The 13,029-nt window shown below is 48.3% G+C and carries 8 protein-coding genes; 6 read left to right on the forward strand and 2 right to left on the reverse strand.

From position 1 onward, the window contains the following. Positions 1-2: 2 nt before the first annotated feature. On the reverse strand, positions 3-1,172 hold the full coding sequence (gene metC / locus ACXX82_RS23515; RefSeq protein ID WP_458564049.1) for a cystathionine beta-lyase: 1,170 nt from the start codon (positions 1,170-1,172) through the stop codon (positions 3-5). A 511-nt stretch (positions 1,173-1,683) separates the two neighbouring features. On the opposite strand from metC, the gene ilvD reads away from it, so the two are divergent. From ilvD to ACXX82_RS23545, 6 genes are all read left to right on the forward strand, one after another. After that, a complete protein-coding gene (ilvD, locus tag ACXX82_RS23520) occupies positions 1,684-3,561 on the forward strand; it encodes a dihydroxy-acid dehydratase (protein ID WP_322238921.1) in 1,878 nt (625 codons plus the stop codon). A 381-nt stretch (positions 3,562-3,942) separates the two neighbouring features. Beyond that, the gene (locus ACXX82_RS23525; RefSeq protein ID WP_322238923.1) at positions 3,943-4,899 is read left to right on the forward strand and encodes a Bug family tripartite tricarboxylate transporter substrate binding protein; all 957 of its coding nucleotides are present in this window, start codon (positions 3,943-3,945) and stop codon (positions 4,897-4,899) included. A 942-nt stretch (positions 4,900-5,841) separates the two neighbouring features. Further along, positions 5,842-6,540: a hypothetical protein gene (locus ACXX82_RS23530; RefSeq protein ID WP_458563823.1), complete on the forward strand. Its 699-nt coding sequence runs from the start codon at positions 5,842-5,844 to the stop codon at positions 6,538-6,540. A gap of 240 nt (positions 6,541-6,780) precedes the next feature. Next, positions 6,781-8,058: a TIGR03862 family flavoprotein gene (locus ACXX82_RS23535; RefSeq protein WP_458563824.1), complete on the forward strand. Its 1,278-nt coding sequence runs from the start codon at positions 6,781-6,783 to the stop codon at positions 8,056-8,058. 336 nt (positions 8,059-8,394) lie between these two features. Further along, positions 8,395-11,181: a DNA mismatch repair protein MutS gene (gene mutS / locus ACXX82_RS23540; RefSeq protein ID WP_458563825.1), complete on the forward strand. Its 2,787-nt coding sequence runs from the start codon at positions 8,395-8,397 to the stop codon at positions 11,179-11,181. Between the two features lie 26 nt (positions 11,182-11,207). Further along, positions 11,208-12,179 carry a hypothetical protein gene (locus ACXX82_RS23545; protein WP_322238931.1) on the forward strand — a complete coding sequence of 324 codons (972 nt, stop codon included), beginning with the start codon at positions 11,208-11,210 and terminating at the stop codon, positions 12,177-12,179. A 251-nt stretch (positions 12,180-12,430) separates the two neighbouring features. Here the strand turns inward: ACXX82_RS23545 and ACXX82_RS23550 are convergent, their stop codons facing one another. Continuing rightward, complete coding sequence (locus tag ACXX82_RS23550; protein ID WP_322238933.1) at positions 12,431-12,973, reverse strand: FKBP-type peptidyl-prolyl cis-trans isomerase; 543 nt, start codon at positions 12,971-12,973, stop codon at positions 12,431-12,433. Positions 12,974-13,029 lie beyond the last annotated feature (56 nt).

Consider the following 13,029-nt stretch of genomic DNA (forward strand, 5'->3'; position numbering starts at 1 on the left):
ACCTAGAGTGCAAGTGCCATACATTTGAACGCACGGTCCATATCACGCTTGAGATCGTCAATATTTTCCAGTCCAACGTGAATCCGGACCAAAGGATTTTGATACGTCTTGCGTGATGCCACCCGTGTTGGCGGTTTGTCGATAGGCAGTGCCAAACTCTCATAGCCACCCCACGACAAACCGATACCAAACAACTTCAGACTTTCAAAAAAACTGGCAAATGCGGGACGACCAACCGGTTTCAACTCTATTGTAAATAGCCCGCTGGCGCCCAGAAAATCACGCTTCCAAAGCTGATGACCTGGATCGGATGGCAAAGCAGGATGTAAAACACGTTCCACTAACGATTGTGTCACAAGATGTTCGGCCAACTGCATGCCGCTATCCCAATGCTGGCGCAAACGCACTGCCATGCTACGCATGCCCCGTAGCGCCAGATAGATATCGTCAGGTCCCGCAGTTTGACCGAAGTCGTGCGCACCCTGCTTTAAAATTGGCCACGCGCGCTGGTTCGCGCTTGCGACTCCAAGTAAGGCGTCAGAATGACCCACGATATATTTGGTAGCAGCATGAATGGAAACATCCACGCCGTGTTCGAACGGCTTAAAATATAATGGCGTAGCCCAAGTATTGTCCATCAGCACGTACGCGCCAACCTTGTGGGCTTCTTCTGCGATTGCCGGAATATCTTGCACCTCAAAGGTCCAGGAACCAGGTGACTCAACGAATACGACGCGTGTATTTGACCGTATCAATTGTCGGATTTCGCCACCGATCAATGGATCAAAGAACTCCACTTCCACACCCATGCGACGCAATACGCGCTCGGCAAATGTGCGGGTCGGTCCATAAGCGCTATCCGTAATCAATACATGATCGCCAACCTCAACAAAAGCCATGATGCTATGGGTGCAGGCAGATAATCCCGACGGAAATACTAATGCGTGATCACCACCTTCTAATGCCGTGATCGCTTGCTCAAACGAACGTGTGGTTGGCGTACCAAAGCGACCGTATTTTGCCATCGGATTGTCAGTCTGTCGGCCGGCCTCCCAATCATCAAGGTTATCGGCCATGATGGTCGATCCACGAAACACAGGCGTATTGACCATGCCACCATAAAGCGATGGATCACGACCGGCGTGAATCAGTTGCGTATCGACATGTCGCATCACTCGCTGGTCCAGGGGCACTTGAGGAGCTTGTTCGGGCTGATGACTCAAGTCCTGCTGCGTTGTGGAATCAATCGCTAAATCAGCGGGCACATCGCTGGGAGTATCCGAATGGTTGCTTGAAGATGTGCCTGGTAAGGAAGCTGAAGACATATTATTTTCCATCATTGACCTGCTGGCGAGATTGCCAGCCATAAGTTTAAATGAGCTAACTAGAAAAATAGTTTCGAAATTACTCTAAAAAAAACCACTAATTAGAATAATTAACCAATATTAATATAATTAAGAGTAATTTATTTTTATCAACTTTGGAATAGTTATGTATCAGACAATTTTTTATAGATTAGGTGCGATCAAAGCTCAGTAATATGCAAAAGGTCTTAATGATCTATAAATCATATATTTGACAACACGATAGGGTCAAGGCACTCTAGGCGCAGATTTGTAGCTAATTATGGGCGTTTTTAACCCAATATAGTTACGCCCGATTGAATTATTGGAGATTGAAGTCATGCCAGAATATCGCTCACGCACCACCACACACGGCCGCAACATGGCCGGCGCCCGCGCTCTTTGGCGCGCAACCGGCATGAAAGATGGGGACTTTGACAAACCTATCGTTGCCGTGGTTAACTCATTCACCCAGTTTGTTCCCGGTCACGTCCACCTGAAAGACCTCGGTCAAATGGTCGCCCGGGAGATCGAAGCAGCGGGCGGTGTTGCGAAAGAATTCAACACTATTGCAGTCGATGATGGCATTGCAATGGGTCATGGCGGTATGTTGTACTCATTACCATCCCGCGAGTTGATTGCTGATTCTGTCGAATACATGGTCAACGCCCATTGTGCCGATGCGATGGTATGTATTTCGAACTGCGACAAAATCACGCCCGGTATGTTAATGGCAGCGATGCGCCTGAACATTCCGGTAGTTTTTGTTTCTGGCGGTCCAATGGAAGCCGGAAAAATAGTCGAGGCAGTGTTGCCAGGTAAAGCGCCAGGAACCCAGCGCATCATTAAAATTGATCTGGTTGATGCAATGGTCAAGGCTGCCGATTCGTCTGTCAGTGATGCGGAGATCGCCGAAATCGAACGCTCAGCTTGTCCAACGTGCGGCTCTTGTTCCGGGATGTTCACAGCAAATTCAATGAATTGCCTGACCGAGGCACTCGGCCTGGCATTGCCGGGTAATGGCACGATTCTGGCGACGCATGCGGATCGCAAGGAATTATTCCTGCGCGCTGGACGACTAATCGTGGAATTGGCGAAACGTCATTACGAACAAGATGATTACTCGGTCCTGCCGCGCACGATTGCCAATAAGGCTGCGTTTGAGAATGCAATGACACTAGACGTGTCGATGGGCGGCTCCACGAATACCGTACTGCATTTACTGGCGGCAGCGCAAGAAGCCGAAGTTGAATTCAAAATGGCCGACATAGACCGTATTTCACGCAATGTGCCTTGCTTATGTAAAGTGGCACCCGCGACCGACAAATACCATATCGAAGACGTCCACCGTGCTGGCGGTATTATCAGCATCTTGGGCGAACTGGCGCGCGCCGGCTTGCTGGACACGACACGTCCAACAATCCATAGTAAGGATTTGGCAGAAGCGATTGCCAATAACGACATTACACAAACGCAAGATCCTGCGGTACACAAACTATTCAGTGCGGCGCCAGGCGGCGTGGCGACACAAACAGCATTCTCGCAAGAGAAACGCTTTGACAGCCTGGATATGGATCGTAGTACCGGTTGCATCCGCGATAAAGCGCACGCTTATTCGCTAGACGGTGGCTTAGCCGTGTTGTACGGCAATCTGGCCGTTAACGGTTGCATCGTTAAAACCGCTGGTGTGGACGAAAGCATCCTCAAATTCACGGGCAAAGCGCGTGTGTTCGAAAGCCAGGATGCCGCGGTGGAAGCTATTCTGGGCGATGTAGTACAAGCAGGTGACACCATCATTATTCGCTACGAAGGGCCAAAAGGCGGTCCTGGTATGCAAGAAATGCTGTATCCAACTTCGTATATCAAATCGAAAGGTTTGGGCAAATCATGCGCTCTGTTCACTGATGGTCGCTTTTCAGGCGGCTCATCCGGCCTGGTAATCGGTCATGCATCGCCAGAAGCTGCAGAAGGCGGCGCAATTGGACTGGTTGAAGATGGTGACACCATCGAAATCGACATTCCAAATCGTCGTATTCACCTGGCTATCAGCGATGAGCTATTAGCGCAGCGCCGCATTGCCATGGACGCTAGGGGAAAAGATGCATGGAAACCGGTTAACCGTCAGCGTTACGTTTCCCAGGCATTGCAAGCTTATGCTGCAATGGCCACATCGGCGGATCGCGGTGCGGTGCGTGATATCAGTCAGTTGAAGCGCTAAGCCAAGGCAGAATTGATTGGCTTGCGAATAATCTCGTGAGCGAGTAAGCAATATATTAAAAAACGCGCCGACTGGCGCGTTTTTTAATGCTTGAACAGAGTATCGAACAAAACAAAACTCTACCAAATCCGGTTCAATCGGTAAGCACAAATATCGCTCAGGCCAACTGAAATCTATACAAACCCAGCGAAAATTTGTGAAGATCCCAATCAGTCAAACCTCATCTTTCGTCAGCACTATTTTAGGCTCAGCATAATTTATTATAAATTTTCATAGTAAGTAGTGCGTAATGCTGTATGGTTCTATTTTTAGATTACGAATTAATTTTCTAAATTTCGAAAATTGACATTAGGTTTAACCTCCATATAAGCAGGCTCCATAATGAATCGTTGTAGACATATAGCAGTTTTTTTATTGTGCATCGGGTTAGCTACTGCAGCACAAGCGTTTCCTGATCATCCGGTCCATATCGTCGTCGGTTTTGCACCAGGTGGCGCGGATATTTCTGCCCGACTGGTCGCTCAAAAGCTCTCGGTCCTTTGGGATCAACCAGTCATTATTGAGAACCGAGCAGGCGCGGCTGGCAATATCGCCGCCGCCCTAGTCGCTAAAGCCGCACCTGATGGCTACACGATTCTGCTACTGGTGAATTCCTACACTATCAATACAACGGTTTACCGCAACCTGACATGGGACTTGCTCCGTGATTTTGCCCCCATAGGCAGGTATGCGAGCACGCCAATGGTTGTACTGGTCAATGACCAGTTACCGGTCAAAACTTTCGCTGACTTTTTAGCCTATGCCAAAGCCAACCCGGGCAAGATTAATTATGGATCGGCAGGTTCTGGCACAACAACGCATCTGGCCGGCGAAATGTTTGACATGCGCTCTGGCGTCCAGATGACACACGTACCTTATAAGGGCTCGGGTCCTTCAGTGGTGGCCCTATTGTCGAATGAGGTGCAATTGTCATTCGGGTCAATGGCTGCGTTTGATGGCCTGATCAAGCAAGGCCGGATACGTCCGTTAGCCGTGACTACGGCGACGCGTTTTTCTGGGCTTCCCGATGTACCAACACTGGCCGAAAGCGGGATGCCAGGTTTTGATGTGAACGTCTGGTACGGCTTGGTTGCGCCCTTAAAAACACCTCCGGCGATCATAAAAAAAATTAGCGACGATTTAGCGAAAGTGATGGCGGACCCCGACCTCGCAGTCAAGCTACGCGCAACAGGACTAGAACCGTCGTATCTGGATAGTAAAAAAACAGGTGAATTGATGAAGCAAGATGTGAGTCGTTGGCGCGAAGTCATCAACAAACTCAAGTTTTCTCTCGAATAGAATAATCTTATAACGCTTTAAATGGCGTTAGCCAATTCTCTAAAGTGGAACACCGCCAGTTCTTATCTTTATATGACTAACGCAATACTCTGTCCTGCTCCATGATAGTTATGCTGGGTAAAAAAGTATCACATCTTTTTTACAAGAACGCCCTATTTTCTTGTGTGCACAATCGGTTTTATAACTTTACTAGCGGGACGAATAGCCGATTCCGCGCTTGATCTAAAACGAGGAATTACCTCCCATCGATGCACGAGCTACAAAGCGCACCACCACTCTAGAGGTGCGTATCCCTACAATGTCCAAAAACTTGTGGATCAGCCGCGATGCTTAAACCATCAACAAGATAAGCCAATGTCAGCACTTTCAATACTGCGTGCAGATGATCTGGCGATCTGATCAGCAAGTTACCCGCCCCCTTTTTTAGCCCTCACCAAAAAACCTTGAATTGTGGTTTTGCACGTGGTATACGCTGACACGACAATTTTTATATTTTTTGCCAATTACAGCAAAAATGTGCCGCCTCGATTCCCTGTTTTGAATCAATTTTTTTACGCTAGAGAAGGTATGGCAGAAATAAGCTCTTTGATTCATTTGTTTGATCAGATACTCGAAGAAAACAATCATGCGAACTTACATTAGGATCAACTTAGTGCCGATTACATCCGCTTCCTCATTGAGCAATATCTCGCTTCAACAATTTTCCGCTAATACCCCAGTTAGCGAAGGACGTTCAAACGCCCTGTTTATAAAAGCACTGGTTTCAGTCACGAATTCCCCAGTGATTCTTAATGCATATCAAACGCCCTCAGACGGAACGCAGGTAGATTGTCCAAGGATCGCAAACTATCCAGATTCTAGTATGGCCCGCTACGTTTGGGAGGTCGAAGTGAGTAACAGCGCACCACGCATCGTCACAAAAAAATACTTAGTGAACTTTTGATGGCCGACAAAGCGATTCGGTTGACCCAGGTAGCCTTACCTTTTGGATCAACAAACCAAGTTGCCGACGTATGGCGAACGAATGCAGAGAATATTCTGAGGCGACGTATCAGGTTGTTAGCGGAAGATGGACAATCACTAAAAGCTATCGTCACATCGGGCGTAGGCAATTGTTCAGAGCACTCAAAGGTAACCGCCGCGTTATTACTATCGGAGCCCACGAAAAGTCCCCTATTTCGAGTCGCCGCTGAAGGGATGGATCATAATTTTGTGCTCATAGGAGACCAGCGTGAAATTGATTCCAGTGAGGTGGTCGTCGCGGATTCGTGGGTCAAATTCCCTATCGCCCATACCCTTGATGAGGGGAAATTTTCTCCAGGGAATGTACTTGAGCAATTCGCTCCGACCTCCAAACCGGATCCGCGTTTCACCATTGACCAATCCTGTTTTACTAAGCTACCCGCAGACTCTGGCGGCGACAAAAAAGCCAAGGAATATCTTACGGAAAAAAGGGAATCAGGTGGTGTTATGTATCAATATTGGACATCATCTGCATCGGTCGGCAGAAATGTTCGTACTGAGGGATCCCCAAAAACCTATTCGTTCGATAGATTTCCTCGGCAGCAAATAGACGAAATGACGGAAACTTTCAACGCCTACTATGAATGGTATCCCAAGGAGGAGGATGATTCTGAATAGCGATCACAACATAATATAATAAGGCAGAACGCGCCCTGCACAGCATAAAAGATATGAACCTGATTGAAAAAATTGATCTAATACGAATAAAAAAGAATTTCAACAACATTCTCCGTATTGACAAACAAATCAACTGCCAATCAGCTACCGACGGTTACTGATTGGCAGTTGACTCGCTGCAGCGTAGACTACGCCCTCTGTCTGCTTTAAGACATCCGTCGCTTAAGCCCCACAATTACCATGATTTCTTCCCCACATTCAAGCATCCCAGCAGTCGTCATTATTGGCGGTGGCCCGGCCGGGCTGATGGCGGCGGAAACATTGTCTTCCAACGGTGTTCCGGTAGCCGTTTATGATGCGATGCCATCAGTCGGTCGCAAATTTTTGCTAGCTGGCAAAGGCGGTATGAACATTACGCACTCCGAGCCTTACACGGATTTTTTATTACGTTACGGCTCCCATGCGAACGACATGGGGCCGCTGCTTCAGGAATTTGGCCCCGATGCCGTACGCAAATGGGTGAAGAATTTAGGCATTGAGACCTTTATCGGATCGTCCGGACGCGTGTTCCCTTCCGACATGAAAGCTGCGCCGCTGCTACGCGCCTGGTTACATCGTCTGCGTTTAGCGGGTGTGCGATTTCACATGCGGCATCGTTGGACAGGCTGGAATGCTGAAGGTGATTGTTCGTTTTCAACACCAGATGGTGTCCTGACGGTCAGAGCCAATGTAATATTATTGGCACTTGGCGGAGGAAGTTGGGCACGCCTGGGTTCTGACGGTGCGTGGGTTCCATTATTGGCTAGCCGAAAAATCTCCGTTTCGCCGTTATTGCCGTCGAACTGCGGCTTCAATGTTGAGTGGAGTGATTATTTTAAAGAGCGATTTGCTGGTCACCATTTAAAATCGGTCGCTATCGCGCTACCGGATTTGAACGACGACGTACATCAAACACCTCCTTCGAACAATCAAAATATACCTTTCTATAAACAAGGGGAGTTCGTGATCAGTGCTGACGGCGTCGAAGGTAGCCTGATCTACGCCATTTCTGCACGTTTGCGCGATCACATTGGACGCCACGGCAGCGTCAGGTTCCATCTGGATTTATTGCCAGACTGGTCCCATGAGCGCGTCCTTACAGAAGTGACACACCCTCGCGGTTCCCGATCATGGTCAAGTCATTTACAAAGTCGACTTGGACTCAAAGGGGTAAAAGTCGGCTTACTAAGAGAGTGCGCATCAACGGCATTTGCTGATGCAACCAAACTCGCGCTTGCCATTAAAGCACTCCCCATATCGTTGGTATCAGCAAGGCCGATTGATGAGGCAATCAGCAGTGCCGGCGGCGTTATGTTTAATGAAGTTGATAAGAACATGATGTTACGAGCTATTCCAGGCGTATTTTGCGCTGGTGAAATGCTTGACTGGGAAGCGCCTACTGGTGGTTATTTGTTAACCGCATGTTTTGCATCCGGTCGAAAAGCAGGCCTCGGTGTGCTGGACTGGCTAAAAAAGTAGCGTCGTAAATGATGCGCGAGAGAAGACAATACTCGCAGAAGGTTTGTTCGGACCGGTCTTGCTGATTGCGCGGCTTACGCTTTTTCTCAATTAAATATGTTGTATCTGAATCAGAATCGTAGTCAGAGCCAATCGTCAACGGCATACCCATTTGCGCTTGAAAACGTTTAAAATTCAATAGATTGCAAACAACGTTTCGCATAATTGAAATAAATAAATTGCAACAATCCTATCAAGCCGCGATGGCAAGAGTAAAAGTAAAAGCGCTTTGTATTGAAAGAGAAAAATGTTTAACGCAGTAAACAATAGATTAATTGATGTGCGAGTGATAACCGGATGACTGTAGAAAAGTTAAAAATTTCCCCCGGCACTGCCCAGTATCTCAGCATAAAAGCAGATTATCCGACCACGCTCGTTTTCTTCCGCATGGGCGATTTTTACGAGCTGTTCTTTGAAGACGCAGAAAAAGCCTCGCGCTTACTTGGTATCACGCTGACCTCTCGCGGTACTTACAATGGCGCACCGATCAAGATGTGTGGCATCCCCTTTCACGCCGCCGACCAATATCTGGCCAAGCTGGTCAAAGTCGGTGAATCAGTCGCACTTGCCGAACAAATCGGTGATCCAGCGACGAGCAAAGGGATCGTCGAGCGTAAAGTATTACGCGTCGTAACGCCTGGCACACTCACAGACTCAAACCTGCTGCCAGAAAAATTGGAACAACCGTTATTGGCCCTTTCCTTTACCCAACACAAGCAACGTAAGACCGCAACAGTTGGATTAGCCTGGCTTACCATGGCTAGTGGCGCGCTAAAAATGATGGAATTCAGCGGCGATATTAAAGCGCTGGACATACGCCTTAAACAAGAACTGGAACGCATCGCAGCGGCAGAGATTTTGATGGGCGAACTTGTCAGCCCTTTATTAAGCACTTTGCACGGCCAGACGTTGATTAATAAAGCGACGACTGTGCCGGACTGGCACTTCGATATTCCAAATGGTGAAAAAGCGTTGCTTGACCAACTGGCTGTCAGCACATTAAGCGGCTTTGGCGCCGAAGGTCTAAGCACCGCTGTCGGCGCCGCTGGCGCACTACTACGCTACGCACAGTCAACACAGGGAAAAGGCTTGCAGCACGTCCGCGCCTTGACCGTAGAAACTGAAAATGAATTCATTGGTCTGGATGCTGCCACCCGCCGTAATCTGGAGCTCACTGAAACCATCCGTGGCGAGGATTCTGCGTCCGGTGCACCAACCCTATTTTCATTATTGGATCATTGCCGCACCGCAATGGGATCCCGACTGTTGCGTCATTGGCTACACCATGCCAAACGTGCGCAATCCGTAGCGCAAGGACGGCACGTGGCGATTGGCGCGCTGCTCGCCGCCGAGACCGGAAAAGACTTGTCAACCACACTCGCTGAAGTCCCTGATATCGAGCGCATTACCACACGCATCGCACTGCTTTCTGCGCGACCACGTGACCTAGCCGGGCTGCGGGATGGTTTGCAGCAATTGGAAGCGATCCGCGCCAATGTCGCGCTTTGTGACGGTGTTAGCGAAGGTGATGTTAGTAAAAATGGGGCGCACGCAGTCGAGCAGACCGAATATCCAATACCGTTGTTACGCACGCTATATCAGGCATTAGCAACCCCGGTGGCATGCCTCACATTGATGCAGCGTGCAGTGGCCGCCGAACCAGCAACCATGGTCCGCGATGGCGGCGTCATTGCCGCCGGATTTGATGCAGAGCTAGATGAGTTGCGAGGATTATCCGAAAATGCCGGACAGTTTTTGATCGATCTGGAAACCCGTGAACGCGCACGTACCGGCATTGCCAACCTACGTGTTGAATATAACAAAGTACATGGTTTTTATATCGAAGTGACACATGGTCAAACCGACAAAGTGCCAGATGACTATCGCCGCCGTCAAACACTGAAAAACGCAGAGCGTTACATTACTCCCGAATTGAAAGCGTTTGAAGATAAGGCATTGTCTGCTCAAGAGCGCGCACTCATTCGAGAAAAAGTATTATATGAACAATTATTACTCGATCTGGCACCACACATAGCAACATTACAAACGATCGCTCAAGCGCTGGCCCAAATCGACACCTTGGTAGCATTAGCGTCGCATGCAGCACGTCACGATTGGTGCGCGCCACAATTGACTACCGAACCTGCGATCCAGATCGAGCAAGGCCGGCATCCGGTAGTTGAAAAGCAAATTGAACACTTTATTGCCAACGATTGCATGCTGTCTGCAGAGCATAAATTGCTATTGATTACTGGCCCTAATATGGGCGGCAAATCAACCTTTATGCGGCAAGTCGCGCTCATTACTTTGCTGGCCTATGTCGGCAGTTATGTCCCTGCCACCAACGCAATAATAGGTCCGATAGATCGCATATTCACGCGTATTGGTGCAGCTGATGATTTAGCAGGCGGCCGCTCTACCTTTATGGTCGAAATGACCGAATCCGCAGCCATCCTTAATGGCGCAAGTGAAAGTTCACTGGTTTTGATGGATGAGGTCGGACGCGGCACATCGACGTTTGATGGACTGGCGCTGGCTTGGGCGATCGCCAAACAATTAATTGACGTAACCCGCTGTTTTACGCTCTTCGCCACCCATTACTTTGAACTAACCCAATTGCCCGATATCCACGCTACAGCAGCGAACGTGCATCTGTCTGCGGTTGAGCATAAAGACAGCATTGTATTTTTACACGCTGTCCAGCCCGGCCCTGCATCGCAGAGTTACGGCTTGCAAGTGGCGCAACTGGCGGGCGTGCCAACGGCAGTCATCAAAGCCGCCCGCAAGCATCTGGCACTTCTGGAATCGCAGTCGGTCCAGGCCACGCCGCAATTCGACTTGTTTTCAAATGCGCCAGCGAATTATCAGGATAGTGGCGACGAAGCGCTTGATTCAATTCAGGTTCAGGATCAATCACTGGAAAGTGAATTGCTTGATGCGCTAGCGGTCATTGACCCAGACACCTTAACCCCGCGCGAAGCATTGGATCACTTATATCACCTGAAGCATTTGAGCAAAGCAGGGCCCAATGCTGCGTCATCCGAGAAAACACCACCAACTGCCCAAGCGGTCAGAGTCGCATGAACGAGGTGTGCTTGTGGGCTAGAACAATGTCCGGTCCTGTGCCAGTAGCACGATCCCAAAGCATGGCCAGTACGGGGATCGTCGCGGCGTTTATACTTACTATCGGCTGGTTATCTGGCGCTGCTCTTGCTACCGACCAGGGAGAAACCAGCAGCTTTAGTTTTGGCGTTATTGGCCATCCATTCCGAAGCACTTCTGATGAAGTCGCAGTGCGCACGGCTATTAGCCAGACTGATGACGAAAATCTGGCATTCGTTGTCACCAATGGCATAAAATCGGAAAAAGAGCCTTGCTCAGATAAACTGTACCAAGAACGTAAGGCGCTCTTGAATAGCGCAAAAAATGGCATGATCGTTTCACCCTCCGCTAGCGATTGGGTCGCATGCAAAAATGAAATCGGACGCTCTACTTCGTTTGAACGTCTCAACCGACTCCGTGAATTATTTTTTTCGGATGATTTTTCGTTAGGTGAAACCAGAATCCCGCTGAACCGCCAATCCACGTCACCAAAGTTTCGCACATACGTTGAAAATGCACGTTGGGAGATTGGTAATGTAACGTTTGCCACCGTCAATTTGCCTGCACGAAATAACCACTATACGTCTGAAGGCGGCCGCAACAGCGAATTTGAAGATCGTTTAATTGCTAACAAGGAATGGTTGCAACGAATCTTGAACATTGCTGAGCAAAATAAATCAGATGGTATAGTTTTATTTTGTGACGGTGATCCACTCGCCGTGCAGCGAAGACGCGTATTTGATTTTAATGTAAAGCGCGATGGCTTTGTTGAGATGCGTCACGCCATTACCGCACTGGCAACTAAATTTTCGGGTAAGGTCTTAATTATTCACGGACCACCTTCCAACAGCGCGCCATCCACTACTGACGTTGTCTGGAAAAAGAATCTTGGCGATATGGAAATAGCATCCTCGTGGGCGAAAGTAACGGTAGACACGCGCAATCCGCACTATTTTGCCATCGACAAAACCCGCAACTAACGATAAAAAATGGGTATTTAAATCATTTTTTCATTTTTCTTGCAACGCAGTAACAATTGCAAGAGGAATAGTAATAATTGATATTGAATAAATAATATTTAATAAATAATATTAAAATTTTATGTTATTTAATTGACATAACATAATCAATATCAAAAAATAAATATCAAAAACCGTAAGCGCTGAATGATTCAACGCTTACGGCTTTTTTATTGATGGCTGCCAATAGCAATCGCCAAATGCGTACTATCTTAATGAATCGGGTGGCTACGGAATTCGTCCGCAGACTCATCATCCAAATCATCATGATGACCATGACCGTGTGCGCCATGGACGTGTTGATGAACAATTTCCTCGTCCGTTGCTTCGCGCACTTCTCCTACTGTCAGATCGAAACGCAGCGCGATGCCAGCTAGTGGATGGTTACCATCCAGCACAACTTTATCATCGGCAATATCAGTCACTGTGAAAACTAACGCTTGCTCATCGTCATCTTCGCCGTCTGGCGTTCCTTCAAACTGCATGCCCACTTCTAGTGGTGTTGGTAGACGGTTGCGTGCTTCGATCTTTACCAGATTCGAATCATATTCACCAAAGGCATCATCCGGCTCCACCTGCAATTCAACATTGTAGCCAACTTCCTTGCCATCCAGCGCTTCCTCAATCTTCGGCAGTGTGCCTTCGTAACCACCATGCAAATAGATCATCGGCTGGCTACTCTCTTCGATCAAGTTGCCTTGAGCATCTGACAATTTGTAGTGGACCGTCACTACGGTATTCTTGGCAATCTTCATGATCATTCCTTTCATATAATATGCGCTCAGATTATACCCGCCGAATTCATCAGGTC

The sequence above is a fragment of the Glaciimonas sp. GNP009 genome (assembly GCF_054343755.1).

Bases quoted from the DNA above. Each gene is read 5' to 3' on its own strand.
- ACXX82_RS23530 (WP_458563823.1), top strand. From the start codon at position 5,842: ATGGCCGACAAAGCGATTCGGTTGACCCAGGTAGCCTTACCTTTTGGA.
- ilvD (WP_322238921.1), top strand. From the start codon at position 1,684: ATGCCAGAATATCGCTCACGCACCACCACACACGGCCGCAACATGGCC.
- mutS (WP_458563825.1), top strand. From the start codon at position 8,395: ATGACTGTAGAAAAGTTAAAAATTTCCCCCGGCACTGCCCAGTATCTC.
- metC (WP_458564049.1), bottom strand. From the start codon at position 1,172: ATGCGACATGTCGATACGCAACTGATTCACGCCGGTCGTGATCCATCG.
- ACXX82_RS23525 (WP_322238923.1), top strand. From the start codon at position 3,943: ATGAATCGTTGTAGACATATAGCAGTTTTTTTATTGTGCATCGGGTTA.
- ACXX82_RS23550 (WP_322238933.1), bottom strand. From the start codon at position 12,973: ATGAAGATTGCCAAGAATACCGTAGTGACGGTCCACTACAAATTGTCA.
- ACXX82_RS23535 (WP_458563824.1), top strand. From the start codon at position 6,781: ATGATTTCTTCCCCACATTCAAGCATCCCAGCAGTCGTCATTATTGGC.
- ACXX82_RS23545 (WP_322238931.1), top strand. From the start codon at position 11,208: ATGTCCGGTCCTGTGCCAGTAGCACGATCCCAAAGCATGGCCAGTACG.